The sequence below is a fragment of the Micromonospora sp. KC721 genome (genome assembly GCF_004348355.1).
Taxonomy (GTDB): Bacteria; Actinomycetota; Actinomycetes; order Mycobacteriales; family Micromonosporaceae; genus Micromonospora.
This window is the reverse complement of the sequence record NZ_SMJY01000014.1, coordinates 40,986-55,457: the sequence shown is the minus strand read 5'-3', so window position 1 is coordinate 55,457 and position 14,472 is coordinate 40,986. Positions and strand designations below refer to the sequence as shown.

13 protein-coding genes and 1 pseudogene are annotated in these 14,472 nt (G+C 72.5%); 10 read left to right on the top strand and 4 right to left on the bottom strand.

What is annotated here, in order from left to right:
* Window positions 1-1,607 (top strand): cellulase family glycosylhydrolase (locus E1182_RS04645; RefSeq protein ID WP_132261374.1); only part of this gene is annotated, 1,607 nt, incomplete at its 5' end.
* A 163-nt stretch (window positions 1,608-1,770) separates the two neighbouring features.
* Here E1182_RS04645 and E1182_RS04640 read toward each other — a convergent pair.
* Window positions 1,771-2,775, bottom strand: a pseudogene (locus E1182_RS04640) (sigma-70 family RNA polymerase sigma factor); the annotation flags it as partial.
* A 212-nt stretch (window positions 2,776-2,987) separates the two neighbouring features.
* Between E1182_RS04640 and E1182_RS04635 the strand changes: the two are divergent.
* The gene (locus tag E1182_RS04635) at window positions 2,988-4,619 is read left to right on the top strand and encodes an MFS transporter (RefSeq protein ID WP_132261372.1); all 1,632 of its coding nucleotides are present in this window, start codon (window positions 2,988-2,990) and stop codon (window positions 4,617-4,619) included.
* A gap of 163 nt (window positions 4,620-4,782) precedes the next feature.
* Here the strand turns inward: E1182_RS04635 and E1182_RS04630 are convergent, their stop codons facing one another.
* Genes E1182_RS04630 through E1182_RS04620 form a run of 3 tightly spaced genes read right to left on the bottom strand, consistent with a single transcriptional unit; the run spans window position 4,783 to window position 7,679 of the window.
* Window positions 4,783-6,348: an amino acid adenylation domain-containing protein gene (locus E1182_RS04630; RefSeq protein WP_132261371.1), complete on the bottom strand. Its 1,566-nt coding sequence runs from the start codon at window positions 6,346-6,348 to the stop codon at window positions 4,783-4,785.
* Complete coding sequence (locus E1182_RS04625) at window positions 6,345-6,593, bottom strand: acyl carrier protein (RefSeq protein WP_132261370.1); 249 nt, start codon at window positions 6,591-6,593, stop codon at window positions 6,345-6,347. The genes E1182_RS04630 and E1182_RS04625 overlap by 4 nt, the downstream gene beginning before the upstream one ends.
* Window positions 6,594-6,632: 39 nt before the next feature.
* On the bottom strand, window positions 6,633-7,679 hold the full coding sequence (locus E1182_RS04620) for a ketoacyl-ACP synthase III family protein (RefSeq protein ID WP_132261369.1): 1,047 nt from the start codon (window positions 7,677-7,679) through the stop codon (window positions 6,633-6,635).
* 221 nt (window positions 7,680-7,900) lie between these two features.
* Here E1182_RS04620 and E1182_RS04615 point away from each other — a divergent pair, with 221 nt between their 5' ends.
* The 8 genes from E1182_RS04615 (at window position 7,901) to E1182_RS04580 (ending at window position 14,384) form a co-directional block, all read left to right on the top strand.
* Window positions 7,901-8,452, top strand: coding sequence for a dihydrofolate reductase family protein (locus tag E1182_RS04615; RefSeq protein ID WP_256370809.1), 552 nt, complete (start codon window positions 7,901-7,903; stop codon window positions 8,450-8,452).
* Between the two features lie 369 nt (window positions 8,453-8,821).
* Complete coding sequence (locus E1182_RS04610) at window positions 8,822-9,079, top strand: acyl carrier protein (RefSeq protein ID WP_132261368.1); 258 nt, start codon at window positions 8,822-8,824, stop codon at window positions 9,077-9,079.
* Window positions 9,076-10,458, top strand: coding sequence for an aminotransferase class III-fold pyridoxal phosphate-dependent enzyme (locus E1182_RS04605; protein ID WP_132261367.1), 1,383 nt, complete (start codon window positions 9,076-9,078; stop codon window positions 10,456-10,458). Before E1182_RS04610 ends, E1182_RS04605 begins: the two co-directional genes overlap by 4 nt.
* Window positions 10,455-10,922 carry a thioesterase family protein gene (locus E1182_RS04600; RefSeq protein WP_132261366.1) on the top strand — a complete coding sequence of 156 codons (468 nt, stop codon included), beginning with the start codon at window positions 10,455-10,457 and terminating at the stop codon, window positions 10,920-10,922. The genes E1182_RS04605 and E1182_RS04600 overlap by 4 nt, the downstream gene beginning before the upstream one ends.
* The gene (locus tag E1182_RS04595; protein ID WP_132261365.1) at window positions 10,915-11,391 is read left to right on the top strand and encodes a 3-hydroxyacyl-ACP dehydratase FabZ family protein; all 477 of its coding nucleotides are present in this window, start codon (window positions 10,915-10,917) and stop codon (window positions 11,389-11,391) included. Before E1182_RS04600 ends, E1182_RS04595 begins: the two co-directional genes overlap by 8 nt.
* Window positions 11,388-12,521: a beta-ketoacyl-[acyl-carrier-protein] synthase family protein gene (locus tag E1182_RS04590; protein WP_132261364.1), complete on the top strand. Its 1,134-nt coding sequence runs from the start codon at window positions 11,388-11,390 to the stop codon at window positions 12,519-12,521. Before E1182_RS04595 ends, E1182_RS04590 begins: the two co-directional genes overlap by 4 nt.
* Window positions 12,508-13,023, top strand: coding sequence for a hypothetical protein (locus E1182_RS04585; protein WP_132261363.1), 516 nt, complete (start codon window positions 12,508-12,510; stop codon window positions 13,021-13,023). Before E1182_RS04590 ends, E1182_RS04585 begins: the two co-directional genes overlap by 14 nt.
* On the top strand, window positions 13,017-14,384 hold the full coding sequence (locus E1182_RS04580; RefSeq protein ID WP_132261362.1) for a class I adenylate-forming enzyme family protein: 1,368 nt from the start codon (window positions 13,017-13,019) through the stop codon (window positions 14,382-14,384). Before E1182_RS04585 ends, E1182_RS04580 begins: the two co-directional genes overlap by 7 nt.
* Window positions 14,385-14,472 lie beyond the last annotated feature (88 nt).

The window sequence follows — 14,472 nt, the reverse complement described above, 5'->3', positions numbered from 1 at the left end:
CCCCGCCACCGACCGGTGACGCGATGGCCGAGGTCGCCGCGATGCAACCCGGCTGGAACCTGGGCAACTCGCTCGACGCCGTCGGCGACGACGAGACCGCCTGGGGCAACCCGCGGATCACCGAGGCGCTGTTGGACAACGTCAGGGCGCAGGGCTTCAAAAGCATCCGCATCCCGGTGACCTGGTCGGCGCACCTCGGCGGGGCACCGAGCCACACCATCGAGGCCGCCTACCTCAACCGGGTCAAGGAGGTGGTCGACTGGGCGCTCGCCGACGGGTTCTACGTGATGATCAACATCCATCACGACTCGTGGCAGTGGATCAACACCATGCCCACCGACCGCACCAACGTGCTGAACAGGTACAACGCGATCTGGACCCAGCTGTCGAACACGTTCCGCAACCACTCGTCCAAGCTGGTCTTCGAGAGCGTCAACGAGCCGCAGTTCACCGGCAGTTCCGGCGACGCCCAGAACGCGGCGCTGCTGCACGAACTCAACACGTCCTTCCACCGGATCGTGCGCGCCTCCGGCGGCAACAACGCCAACCGGCTGCTGGTGCTGCCCACCCTGCACACCTCCTCGGAGCAGCCCCGGGTCGACGAGCTGCTGTCCACGTTCAACACCCTCAACGACCCGAACCTGATCGCGACCGTGCACTTCTACGGGTACTGGCCGTTCAGCGTGAACGTGGCCGGTGGCACCCGCTTCGACGCCACCGTCCAGAAGGACCTCACCGACTCCTTCGACCGGGTCTACAACTCGTTCGTCTCCCGACGCATCCCGGTCATCATCGGCGAGTACGGCCTGCTCGGCTTCGACCGGCACACCGGCACCATCGAGCAGGGCGAGAAGCTGAAGTTCTTCGAGTTCCTCGGCCACTACGCGCGCACCCGACAGCTGACCACCATGCTCTGGGACAACGGGCAGCACTTCGACCGGACCTCCTTCGTCTGGAAGGACCCGGAGCTGTTCGCCCAGATCAAGTCGAGCTGGACGACCCGCTCCGGCACCGCCTCGTCGGACCTGCTGTTCAACGCGAAGGCCACCGCCATCACCAGCAAGACCCTCACGTTGAACCTCAACGGCACGTCCTTCGTCGGGGTCCGGCAGGGCGACACCGACCTGGTCCGGGGCACCGACTACACCGTCTCCGGCGACCAGTTGACCTTCACCGCCGCCGCGCTCACCCGGCTGACCGGCAACCGGGCGTACGGGGTCAACGCGACGCTGCACCTGCGGTTCTCGGCGGGCGTACCCTGGCGGGTCAACGTGATCAGCTACGACCGGCCGGTGCTGTCCAACGCCACCGGGACGACCAGTTCGTTCGCCATCCCCACCCAGTTCCGCGGTGATCAGCTCGCCACGATGGAGGCCAAGTACGCCGACGGCAGCAACGCGGGTCCACACGACTGGACGTCGTACAAGGAGTTCGACGTGACGTTCGCGCCGAACTACAGCGCCAACCAGATCACCCTGACCTCGGCCTTCTTCGCCGATGTCGCCGAGAACCGGCCCGTGACCCTCACCTTCCACTTCTGGAGCGGTGAGCAGGTCAGCTACCGGGTGACCAAGTCGGGCAGCACGGTCACCGGCGTCACCGGCTGACCAGCCCCGGACGCGGGTGTCGGCACGGCCGGCACCCGCGTCCGCGCGTCGACGGTCAGGAACGGGCGGCGAGATCGGCGGGGAGCCGTCGCCCGACCTCCGCGCTCCCGGCGGGCCGGTCGGTCAGCCGTCCGGTGCCGTCCGGTGTCGCGTTGGGCTGCCCCGCCGAGGCCAGCTCGTCGAGACGCCGCCCGGACGCCGACACGGGAAGCCCGAACACCGCGAACAGCGACGGGTCGGAGAACGCGGTGACCCGGACGACCGCCGCCCCGACCACGGTGAGCACCTGGAGGTTGACCAGCCGGAAGTCGCCGCCGTCGCCGGCCATGTAGGTGGCCAGGGCGGGCTGGCCGTTGGCGCCGGCCGGCACCAGCCGTACCGGCCCGGGATCCGACAGGCACCGCAGCGCCAGGTGCCGGCCGATGTCGGCCGGCCCCTGGTACCACCCGAGGTACGGCGGCATCTCCCACACCGCGTCCGGCGCGAACAGCTGCACCAGCCCGGCGATGTCCTTGTTCTCGAACGCCGTCACGTACCGGTCGAGCAGTTCGCGTTCCGCCGCGCCGGTAGGCTCGGTGACCTGCTCCTCCCGGGGGGCCAGGTCGTCCAGGCTCGCCCGGGCCCGCTGCAGCAGGCTGTTGACCGCCGCGGTGCTGAGCTCCAGCAGGTCGGCGACCTCGGCCGCCCGCCACTGGAGCACGTCCCGCAGGATCAGCACGGCCCGCTGTCGCGGCGGCAGGTGTTGCAGCGCGGCGACGAACGCCAGCCGGACGCTCTGCCGGGCGCTGACGATGGCGGCCGGGTCCTCCTGCTCCCACCGGAGCATCGCGTCCGGAACCGGTTCCAGCCAGTCGGTGCCGCCGTCGCGGGCCAGGTGCGCGTCCGGGTCGGCGCTCGGCGCGCCGAGCCCCACCGGCAGCGGCCGGCGGCTGCGGTTCTCCAACGCACGCAGGCAGGCGGTGGTGGCGATCCGGTACAGCCAGGTGCGCAGCGAGGACCGCCCCTCGAAACCGTCGTACGACCGCCAGGCGCGCAGGTAGGTCTCCTGGACCAGGTCCTCGGCGTCGTGCACCGAGCCGAGCATCCGGTAGCAGTGGACCAGCAGTTCGTGCCGGAACGGGTCGGTGAGCCGGGGAAAACTCGCCCGGACCGCATTGTCGACCGTCATCGCCTGCCCTCCCGGTGCACCCTGTCGATTGTAGGTCGGGCGGCCCGCAGCCAGCGTGAAAAGCCGCACGACACGACGTTGCCAGCAGGTCAACGCCGTGATCCGTCCGCCGGTACGGCAATCCCGCGAAATGTCTCTGCCGCACCGATGAGTTTCCGGCGCGCCGCGGATCTGTACGAGGGACCAGATTCGGCAACAGGGAAGGATCTGCCATGCACGACACGTCCCCGGACGACACCGGCCAGCTGGCGACCCGCCGGGAGTGGTTCGGGTTAGCGGTGCTCGCGCTACCCACCCTTCTGCTCTCCCTGGACCAGAGCGTCCTCTATCTCGCCCTGCCGCACCTGAGTGCGCAGCTCGGCGCGGACAGCACCGAGGCGCTGTGGATCCTCGACATCTACGGCTTCATGCTCGCGGGCTTCCTGGTCACCATGGGCACCCTCGGTGACCGGATCGGCCGCCGAAAGCTGCTGCTGGTCGGCGCCGCCGCGTTCGGCGTGGGCACGGTGGCGGCCGCGTACTCCGACAGCGTGCCGATGTTGATCGCGACGCGGGCCCTGATGGGCGTGGCCGGCGCGACCCTGATGCCCTCGACGCTGGCGCTGATCAGCAACGTGTTCCACAACGCCAAGCAGCGGGGCGTCGCCATCGCGGTGTGGTTCAGCTGCCTGATGGTCGGCGGAGCCTTGGGGCCCGTCGTCGGCGGTGCCCTGCTGGAAAGCTTCTGGTGGGGCTCGGTGTTCCTGATGGGGGCGCCGGTGATGGTGCTGCTGCTGGTGCTGGGGCCGGTGCTGCTGCCCGAGTACCGCGACCCCAACGCGGGCCGGCTCGACCTGCCCAGCGTGCTGCTCTCCCTGGTGGCGATCCTGCCGGTCATCTACGGCGTCAAGGAGGTCGCGAAGGACGGCTGGGCGGTCGGGCCGGTGCTCACCATCCTGGCCGGCGTCGTGTTCGGCGTGATCTTCGTGGCCCGCCAGCGCCGGCTGACCAACCCGCTGGTCGACATCCGGCTGTTCCGGGCCCGGCCGTTCAGCGCCGCGCTGGTGATCCTGCTCTTCGGCTCGGTCACCACCGGTGGCATCTACCTGCTGGTGAGCCTCTACCTGCAGATGGTCGAGGGGCTCTCGCCGCTGCGGGCCGGGCTGTGGCTGCTGCCCTCCACGCTGGCCATCATCGTGGGCTCGATGATGGCGCCGGCGCTGGTGTCGAAGGTGCGCCCGGCGTACCTCATCTCGGCCGGCCTGGCGGTCACCGCCTTCGGTTACCTGCTGCTCACCCAGGTCAGCCCGACCAGCGGCCTGCCGCTGCTGGTCACCGGTTTCGTGCTGGCCTTCCTCGGTGCCGGCCCGATGGGCGCGCTCGGCACCGACCTGGTCGTCGGGTCCGCACCGCCGGAGAAGGCCGGCTCGGCGGCTTCGCTCTCCGAGACCGGCAACCACCTCGGCATCGCCATCGGTATCGCCGTGATGGGCAGCATCGGTGCCGCCGTCTACCGGAGCGAGATCGCCACCACGGTGCCGGCCGGCGTCCCGACCGAGGCCGCCGTGGCCACCCGGGAGAGCATCACCGGGGCGGTCGCCGCCGCCGAGCAGCTGCCGGCCGGCGCGGCCGACCAGTTGCTCGGTGCCGCCGCGCGGGCCTTCACCGAGGGCCTGAACGCCGCCGCGTTCGTCGGTGCCGGGCTGTTCCTCGCCCTCGCGTTCGTCGCCGTGCTGGCGCTGCGCGACGCCCGGATGCCCGAGGGCGGGGCGGCGCACGGCGGTGGCGGTCCGGTCGCCCCCGAGGAGGACGGGCGGACGACCGCCGCGGTCCGCAGCCCGGCGGCGCAGAAACCGGCATCGTGACGTGACCGCAGCCACGGTGGGTGGGCCGCCTCCGGTGGTCCACCCACCCGCACGGCCGTGGCCCGTTCGGAACGGGCCCGGGCAGGGGATCGGGCCGGCGCGGCGGCGGGCACCGGCACGCGCCGCCGGCCCTCCTGCGGCCTGCGGTGGCGGGAGACCGTGCTCAGGCGTCGGCCAGCGTGAGCGCCAGGTCCACCAGTCGTCGCCGGTCGATCTTGCCGTTGACGTTGTGTGGGAACCGCTCGATCCAACTGAGTTGGCGCGGGACCATGTAGTTCGGCAGTTGCTCGGCGAGGAAGTCCTCCAGCTCGGCCTGCCGGGCCCGGTCGCCGACGAAGAAGGCCGCCAGCTCCACGGTGCCGTCCTCCGCGTGCCACGGGACCACGGCGGCCTCGTCGACCGCCTCGTGCAGCCGCAGCACCGCCTCGATCTCGCCGGTCTCGATGCGGTAGCCGTTGACCTTGACCTGGTTGTCCATCCGGCCGAGGTAGGCGTAGCCGTCGTCGTGGCGGCGCACCCGGTCGCCGGTGCGGTACCAGTGCTCGGCGGTGAGCGGCTCGCCCTCCGTCATCGTCCAGCGGTCGCCCTGCCAGCGGGTGAACCGGCCCACGTCGTCGGCCGGGTCGAGGTACCCGTCGAAGCGTTGCGGCCCGCGGATCAGCAGCTCGCCCTCGTCCGCCGGGCGGCCGTCGTCGTCCATCACCGCGCATTCCACGGTGGGGTACGCCGGGCCCAGCGGCAGGGCGCCGAGTGCGGCACGCGGCCACTCGGCCGGGTCCGCCGGTGCGCGGTAGGTCAGGCAGGTGACCGTGGTCTCGGTCGGGCCGTAGACGTTGGCGATCACGCTGTGCGGCGCGGCCTCCCGCCAGGCCCGGGCCTTGTCCAGGGTGAGCGGCTCCCCACCGAACAGGCTCCAGCGCAACCCCGGCATCGCGCCCGGTTCGAGGTCGCCGAGCATCCGGGCGGTGGTGATGGACGAGGGGGTGGAGAACCAGTGGGTGATCCCGTCGTCGTGGATGTGCCGGCTCGGCACCAGCAGTTCGGTGCGCTCCGGGACGACCAGCGCCCCGCCGGCCGCCCAGGGCAACCAGACGTTCCAGACGGACAGGTCCCAGGCCAGGTCCGAGGTCTGCGACACCCGGACGTCCGGGCCGGCCTCGAAGAGATCCAGCACGTACGGCAGCCAGTGGGCGAGGTTGCGGTGCCGGATGGGGACGCCCTTGGGGGTGCCGGTCGACCCCGAGGTGAACACGATGTAGGCGAAGTCGTCGGGGTCGGCGTTGTACCCGTCGGCGGGGCCGGTGCCGTCGGTGCGTTCCCGGTTGCGGTACCCGTCGGGCACCTCCCACACCTCGGTGCCGGTCCGCGCCGCGACGGCGCCGGCGAGTTCGGCGTCGACGGCGGTGTGCAGCAGCAGGTCGATGCCCGCGCTGCGGATGATGCGCTCGTGCCGGGCGGGCGGGAAGTCGGTGTTCAGCGGCACCACCGTCACGCCGAGCCGCAGCGCCGCCAGGTAGGCCAGGTACGTGCCGGCGGTGCGCGAGACGAACACGCCGATGCGGGCCGGGCGTACGCCCCGTCGGGCCACGATGTCGTCGGCGAGCCGGGCGGTGGCCGTGGCGAGTTGCCGGTAGCTGAGGTCGACGCCGCCGGCCCGCAGGGCGAGGCTGTCCGGGTGGCGTCGTGCTGACCGCGCGAACCAGTCGTACAGGGTGGGTGTGCTGTTCACGGGCGCTGCTCCTCTCCGGCCAGCTCGACGTAGAGCTGGTAGATCCCGCTGACGGTGGTCGCGGCGAAAAGTTGGCGCACCGGCACCCTGCGCCCGGTCTGGCGTTCCAGGGCGGCGAAAAGCCGTACCCGGTGCATCGAGCGCCAGTGCACCGGCTGGTCGAAGTCGTGCTCCAGGTCCGGGTTGGACAGCGGCAGCTTCAGCTCGTCGCGGACGGTACGGATGAACCGCTCTTTTGTGATCATCGAATCGCCTTTCCGGCTCGGCGTACGGTGCTGCGCGGCTCAGTCGGCGCTGATCGTCCACTCGGGCTCGGCCTGAATCTCCAGCACCGCCGAGGTGAAGGTGAAGCCGGTGCCGGCCCCGTTGACCAGCACCCGGTCCCCGACCCGGACGCGGCGGGACTCCAGCAGATACGCCAGGGCGGCGAACTGGTCCCCGGCGCCGAGATGACCGCAGCGGCGACCCCACGGCCAGGTGGTCCGGTCCCGGTTCACGCCGAGCGCCGCCCGGGCGTCCCAGTCGGTCAGCGACAGCCCCATGTTCGGGAAGACCCACCAGGCGATGTCCGCCGGGTCGACGTCCGCGTCGGCGAGGGCACCCTGTACGGTCCGCCGCTCCGCGTCGAAGATCCGCCGGACCAGGTCGATGAAGATCTCCTCACCGTGTTGCCGGACGTAACCGGCGATCCGCGCGCCGGTGTCGATCGGCCAGCCGTTGCCGCCGCTGACCTCCGTCCACGGTTCGTCACCGACCTGGAGCCCCTCGTGGCTGGTGTCGGCCAGCGAGACGCTGGAGAGCAGCCGCGCCACGCCGGCGCCCCGGGACAGCACGAGCGCGGTCCCGCCGTCGCCGTAGAGGGTGCCGCTGGTGCCCCAACGGTCGTAGGCCGGCGGGTGGAAGACGTCGCTGGTGGTCAGCAGGGCGGCCGGGCGGCCAGGGTCGGCCGACAGGTAGGCGGCGGCCAGTTCCAGGGCCGCCATGCCGCCGTTGGAAGCCTGGCGGACCTCCGTCGCGACCGCCGGCCCGCCGATGGTGCGCCGCTGCACGTGTGCCGCGGAGGCGAAGTCGTCGAGGCCCTGGAAGCCGACGTGCGAGTGCGTGACCAGGGCGAACTCCTCTGGCCGGTGGCCCGATCGGTCCACCGCGAGGCGCCCGGCCGCGACCGCCAGGTCGACCGCGGGGCCGTGGTCGACGACCCGTACCGAGAGATAGCCGTCACCGTCGCGGTCCTTCTCCGGGTAGCGGCCGTCGGCGACCGCCTGGTCAGTGGACTCGGCGTGCCCCAGGGAGGCGGCCGCCGCACCGATAAACACGTCGTTCCACCGCATCGGTCCGTCCCCTCGACAGGTGTCTGCCGAGCCGTGGCCCGGCCACGGCGACGGTCGCCGCCGCCGCCTCATCGTGGCACCGGTCGGTGGGGTGGGCCGTCTCCCAGATTGCGCACCGTGCCCCGCCGGGGCGGCGGGGATGGCAGGGTCGGGTACGAACCCGGTCCGGGCCGGACACGGGACGCACCGAACTGTCGGAAACCCAGATGATGGAGGTACGAATGGGCAAGGTCGTGCTGGACATGACGATGTCGGTGAACGGGTGTGTCGCCGGCCCCCACGACGAGCCCGAAGGGCTGCACGACTGGTTCTTCTCGCCGTCGGCGGAGAACCAGCGGGTGGTGGAGGAGCAGATGGCGGCGATCGGGGCCATGGTGATGGGCCGGCGGACGTACGACATGGGAGCCAGTCAGGACGGTTTTGTGGAGAACCCGTTCCAGGTGGAGCACTTCATCGTCTCCCACGGCACGCCGGACGAGCCGGCCAAGGGCGAGACCAGCTTCACCTTCGTCTCCGACGGGGTGGAGTCGGCGGTGCGCCAGGCGCAGGCGGCCGCGGGCGATCGGGACGTCGTCATCGGGGGCGGGGCCCAGATCGCCCAGCAGTGCCTGGCGGCGGGGTTGGTCGACGAGATCCGGGTGGCCGTCCGGCCGGTGCTCATCGACAGCGGCATCCGGCTCTTCGACAACCTGGGGGACACGCTGGTCCTGGAGACCATCGGCGTCGTGCACACCCCCGAGGTGACGCACCTGCGGTACAAGGTCGTCAAGTAACGGCGGCGTTGCGGCGCCGGCGGCCTGCGTGGCCGCCGGCGCCGATTGCTGTCCGGCCCCGGTCGCGCGGCCGGACCGGGCAGGTGGCGGCCCGCAATCCAGGAGATGCGGCGTCTCTTCCCGCTCGCGCAGGATGTGGTGGTCAGTTCCGCAGAGCAACCGACCGGACGTGACACCGGCCGGCCGGGACGGCGGAAGCGCGCCGCCGTACCCGGACCGCTCGGACGGAAGCGGACCGCACCACGGGCGCGACACGCTGCCCACGCGGTCCGCACCCGAATCCGTGCCGTGGCCTGCCGCCCCACCTGGCCCTCGCGGCGCGGGTGGATCGACGGAAGCGACCCCCCATCCTGAGACGAAGGTGCCTCCATGGAGATCGAGAACGGCATCCGCAAGATCCTGAACACCGAGCTCTTCGTCGAGGTGCCGCCGGAGCAGATCGGCCTCGACGACAGCCTGCGCGCCGTGTACGGCCTGGACTCGCTCGGCTTCGTGGAACTGCGGGTGCAGTGCGAGGACATGTTCGACGTGCGGATCTCCGACCAGGACTTCACCCCCGAGAACTTCCAGAGCCTGCGTACCGTGGCCGCTCTGGTCCGCCGGCTGCGTACGGAGGCCCGGGCGTGACCGGACACCTGCCGGCCGACCTGCTGCGCCTGCTGCGGGCCGGCCGTGACCTGCACCTGGACCACTACCAGTCGCACCGGTTGCCGTACGCGGTCACCGGTGGGCGGGGCGTGCGCAGCCGGCTGGTACCCCTGGACGGACCGGACGCCGGCCGGGAGTTCGAGGTGATCGACGCCAGTGGCGCGTACGGCAGTGCCTGCCTCGGCGCCGGCCACGAGACGGTGCGCCGGGCACTGAACCGGGGGGTCCGTGACGGTGGCCAGGCCACCGACGAGGTCGGCTCCCTGGAACGGGCCCGCCTGTTGACCGACCTGTTCGGCCCGGACGGACTGTGGACCGACCACTTCCCGGCCGGCGAGTACCACGTCAGCGGCCGTAACTCCGGATCGGAGGGGATGGAACTGGCCCTGCGGCTGGTGTTGGAGTCCCGGTTCGACCGACACACGTTGCGACCACGTCCCGAGGCGGCGGACCGGGACATCATCCTCGCCTTCGAGGGGGCCTGGCACGGGTGGACCGGCGGCCTGGTGCCGCTGTTGAACCGCCGCCACTACCGGGTGGGCCTGCCGGCGCTCGCGCCGGACCGGCCGTTCGGGGTGACCGTCGAGCACCTGCCCTTCGGCGACGCCGACGTGCTGGCCGCCTGGTTCGCCGAGAAGGGCCACCGGCTGCTCGGGGTGGTGGTCGAACCGGTGCAGGGCGACGCCGGGATCCTCCAGCCGCCGCCAGGGTATCTGCGTGCGCTGGCCGAGCTGTGCCGGGTCAACGGCGCGCTGCTGGTCGCCGACGAGGTGCTCACCTTCGCCAAGACCGGCCGGTTCTTCGCGATGGCGGACGAGGCGGGCCCGGTCCCGACGGACGTCACGGTCATCGGCAAGAGCGTCGGCATGGGTGCGCTGTCGCTGTCCATGGTGATCGCCCGGCGGTCCCTGTCGCCGCGTGGCTCCGGCGCCGTGGCCACCTCCGACCTGCGTCCGCTGGCCTGCGCCGTGATCCGCGACGGGCTGGGCCTGATGGTCGGCGACAAGCTGCTCGACCACTCGGTCGCCCTCGGCGAGCACCTCGCCGGGCTGCTCCGCCGAGAGTTGGTCGAGGCCTTCCCCGACCTGTACCAGGAGGCGCGGGGCACCGGCGTGATGCACGGTGTCGAGCTGACCGAGCGGGCGGCGGGCCGGCTCGCCGAGCTGCGGGAGCAGGTCGTCCGCGCCGGGGCGTACGTCGAGTTCATGGCCGGGGCCGGCCGTCGCTCGCGCGGCCTGCGGTACGTCTTCCCGACCATGCGGGTCGCGCCGCCGCTGATCACCACCTTCGACGAGGCCGAGGAACTGGTGGGCCGGATCGCCGACGGCTCCCGCGTGTTCCGCGGGTCGCGGGAATGACGGGGCTTCGGCAGCTGCGCCGGCGGGTGGAGCATGTCGACACCGACGCGGGCGGCGTCGTCCACTTCAGCCGGTACGCCTCGCTGCTGGAGACGGCGGTGCTGGAGAACCTGGACCGGCTCGGGGTGGGCGTCCGGCAGCTCACCGACCAGGGGTTGGAGTTGGCCGTGCGCGATCTGCGCATGAGCTACCGGGCGTCGGCCCGGTTCCTGGACCGGTTGCGGGTCGACGTCCAGGTGGACCGGGTCGCCGGCGCCACCTGTGAGTTGTCCGGCGCGGTGCACCGTGAACCGGACGGCGACGTGGCCGGCGAGCTGCTGGCCACCGGGGCGCTGGTGCTCTGCGTCGTGGACCGGGCCGGCGGACAGGCGGTGGCACTGCCGGCCCCGCTGCGCCGGGCCCTGCGCGAGTGCCGGCACGAGAGGCAAGCACCGACCGCGGCGGAAGGGGATCGCGATGAGTGAGACGACCGACACCTCCCTCGGTTTCACCGAGCTGAAGAGCTGGCTGCGCCACCGGCACCCGATGATCTACATCGACCGGGTGTTGGAGCACCGCCCCGGCGAGTACCTGCGCAGCCTGATGTCGGTGTCCGGGACGATGGACGCCATCGCCGGTCACTTTCCCGAGCGGGCGGTGTTTCCCGGCAGCCACCTCATGCAGGCGTTCGCGCAGTCCGGGATCATCCTGTACCAGTTGAGCACCTCGCCGCTGGCCGACGACGAGCTGACCCTGATCGGCTCGGTGCAGAGCCGGTTCACCCGGGTCGTCGTCCCCGGCGACCAGGTCGTCTTCGACGTCCGCTGCGACCGGCTCTACCGCTCGTCGTTCCACTTCTCCTGCCGGGCCACGGTGCAGGGCAACCGGGTCGCCGCGTTCCGGGGATCGCTGGTGCGGACCAAAGTCGACGAACTCGGGCGCCAGCTGTGGTGAACCGCCGCGTCCTGGTCACCGGAATGGCCTGGGACACCGCGCTCGGCACCTCGCTCGACGAGGTCTGGGCCCGTCTGCTGGCCGGCGAGAGCGGACTGCGGGAGGTGCCGTCGGCGTACGGGTTGCGCAACCGCACGGCGGCGGCGCTTGCCGACCCGCCGCCGGACTGGGCGCCGGCCCGGCGGCAGGTTGCCCTCGCCACCCGGACGGTCGACCGGGCGATCCGCGACGCCGGCCTCGGCGGCGAGCCCGGATCGGCGCTGCTGGTGCTCGGCACCAGCTACGGCGCCCAGCTGGACGACCCCCGCGCCGGCGGACTGCACGACTGGGCCACGGCGGTGGCGGCCCAGCTCGGCTTCACCCGGCCACCGGTCTCGGTCTCCACCGCCTGCTCGTCCGGGGCGGACGCGATCATGGTGGGTGGGCACCTGATCGCCGCCGGCGTGGCCGACGTCTGCGTCTGCGGCGGGGTGGACGTGCTGACCGAGGCGAAGCGGCTGGGGCACAGCGCGCTGGGCACCATGTCGCCGACCACCCTGCGTGCCTTCGACGCCGACGGTGACGGGACGCTGCTGGGCGAGGGGGCCGGCGTCGTGGTGCTGGAGGAGGCCGACCGGGCGCACCGGCGCGGCGTCGGCGGGTACGCGACCCTCCTCGGTGGTGGCTCGTCCAACGACGCGGCCGGCATGACCGCGCCCGACCCGTCCGGCGCGGCGGTGCTGCTGGCGGTACGGCGGTCGCTGGCCGAGGCGGGCCTGCGGCCCGACCAGATCGCCGTGATCAACGCGCACGGCTCCGGCACGCCGGTGAACGACGCGGTCGAGGCGGCCAGCTTCGCCCGGCTGTTCCCCGACGGCACCCGGCCGGTCCTCTTCGCCACCAAGGGCGCCTTCGGGCACACCCTCGGCGCGACCGGCGCCATCGAGGCGATCGCCCTGGTGCAGGCGCTGCGGCACGGCAAGGTGCCGCCGGTGTACGGCCTGGAGACCGTCGCCGCCGCAGTGACGCTCCCGATGCCCCGGGGCGGGCCGGTCGCGCTGGGCGACGGAGCGGGGCTGAGCGTGACGCTCGGGTTCGGCGGGTTCAACACCAGCCTGGTCCTGGCCGGGGTGCCCGATGGTCTGGGCTGACCAGGATGCGCTGGCCGTGCTGGCGACCGCCACCGTGACCGGCGGCGACGAACCGGACCGGCACCGGGGAGCATCCTTCTACGCCGACCCGGTGGCCTGGCTCGTCGCCGACGCGGTCGGTGCGGTGTTCGACGCGGCGGGACAGAGCGGGAAGGGCACCGGCACCGACGTCGGGGTGCTGGCGGTCAGCGAGTACGGCACCAGCCACACCATGCGGGAGGTGACCGCGATGCGGGACCGGGGACGAGTCTCACCACTGCGGTTCGCCGGTGCGAACCCCGGGTCGGTGGCCGGTCTCGCCTGCATCGTGCACGGGCTGCGGGGTCCGAGCCTGATGCTGTCGATGCCGCCCCCGGCAGCCCGACCCACCGTCGCGCTGCTGGCCCGGGCCTGGCTCACCGGTGGGGTGTGCCGTCGGGTGGTCGTCTCCGAGCACGAGCGGGGCCCGGCTGGACACACCGTCCGCACGGTTGTCCTGACCAGCGCGGAGGCCCGGTGCTGACGTACTCGCGGGACGAGATCGCGGCGTACCTCGACGGGGTGGTCGACCTGGAGCCGACGCCGGACGCGGCCGGCCTGCTCGACGGGGTCGCCGAGGAGCTGCACGCACTGGACCGGCGGCCCGGCGAGGTGGTGCTGGTGGCGCTCGCCAACGGAGCCGCGTTGCTGCGCTGCTTCTTCGGTGTGCTCCTCGCCGGTGGCGTGCCGGCGCTGGTGCCCCCCGGCACGCCCACCGGCCGGATCCGGGAGATCGCCGACCGGATCGGCGCCCGTACCCTGATCACCACCGGCCACCCCGCCGACCCGCCCGGGCGGCAGCTCGGGCCGGTGCAGGTCGAGACCCTCACCGGGGTGCTCCCGCAGCGGCACGAGCCGGGGCACGTCGTCATCCTCACCTCGGGCACCTCCGGGGTTGCCAGCGGCTGCCTGCACCGCTTCTCGTCGCTGACCCGCAACGCGGCCCGGCACGCCCGGTCGGTCGGGCTGCGTGCCGACGACACGATCCTGGTGAACCTGCCGCTGTACTTCTCCTACGCACTGGTGGCGCAGGCGTTGGCCGGTCTGGTCACCGGTGCCCGGCTGGTGATCGCCGGGCCGCCGTTCACGCCGGCCGCCTATTGGACAGCGGTGCGGGAACACGCGGTGACCAGTTCGTCGGTCACCCCGTACATGGTCCGGGGGCTGGTCGCGGCGGACTGGCGTCCGCCGCCGTCGTTGCGGATGCTGACCGTCGGCGGTGAGTCGCTGGACCCGGCGACGGCCGGGGCCGTGCTCGACCGCAGCCCCGGGTTGGAGTTCTACCTCACCTACGGGCTGACCGAGGCGGGGCCCCGGGTCAGCACCCTCGCCGCCCACCGGGAACCGCGCCGCCGGCTCGGCACCGTGGGCCGCCCGCTGGACGGCGTCCGGGTGGCGCTGCGCGACCCCGGCCCGGACGGGGTGGGGGAGCTGCTCGTCACCTCCGACACGGTGCTGCGGCGCAAGGTGGGGGTGGCGGAGGGCCGGGTCGGTGACTGCCTGGTCGGCCCGGACCAGATCGCCACGGGAGATCTGTTCCTCCTCGACGACGACGGCTACCTGCACTTCCGGGGCCGGCTCTCCGACTTTGTGGTGACCGGCGGCACCAAGGTGTCGCTGGCATCGGTGCGGCGGATCGCCAACGCCCTGCCCAACGTGATCGCCTCGGCTACCCGCACCTACCAGGCGCACGACGGCACCCGGTTCGACCTGGACCTGTACCTGTACGAGGCCGACCCGGTCGTCGCCGAGGAGGTCCGCCGCGAGTTGCGCCGGCAGCTCGTCCGCGCCGAGTGGCCGAGCCGGATCAGGACGCTGTCACTGCGGGACCTGGGGCACAAGTAGGCCCGTCGGCGCCACCGCCGGGCCGGCCCGATCCCGTAGGTGGCCGGGCCGGCACAGCGACGGACAGCGACCCCGCCCGAGGGTTGCG

Coding starts and splice junctions, on each gene's coding strand:
- E1182_RS04610 (WP_132261368.1), top strand. CDS start 8,822: ATGGAGATCGAGAACGGCATCCGCAAGATCCTGAACACCGAGCTCTTC.
- E1182_RS04620 (WP_132261369.1), bottom strand. CDS start 7,679: ATGCGGTGGAACGACGTGTTTATCGGTGCGGCGGCCGCCTCCCTGGGG.
- E1182_RS04595 (WP_132261365.1), top strand. CDS start 10,915: ATGAGTGAGACGACCGACACCTCCCTCGGTTTCACCGAGCTGAAGAGC.
- E1182_RS04615 (WP_256370809.1), top strand. CDS start 7,901: ATGGGCAAGGTCGTGCTGGACATGACGATGTCGGTGAACGGGTGTGTC.
- E1182_RS04600 (WP_132261366.1), top strand. CDS start 10,455: ATGACGGGGCTTCGGCAGCTGCGCCGGCGGGTGGAGCATGTCGACACC.
- E1182_RS04635 (WP_132261372.1), top strand. CDS start 2,988: ATGCACGACACGTCCCCGGACGACACCGGCCAGCTGGCGACCCGCCGG.
- E1182_RS04625 (WP_132261370.1), bottom strand. CDS start 6,593: ATGATCACAAAAGAGCGGTTCATCCGTACCGTCCGCGACGAGCTGAAG.
- E1182_RS04585 (WP_132261363.1), top strand. CDS start 12,508: ATGGTCTGGGCTGACCAGGATGCGCTGGCCGTGCTGGCGACCGCCACC.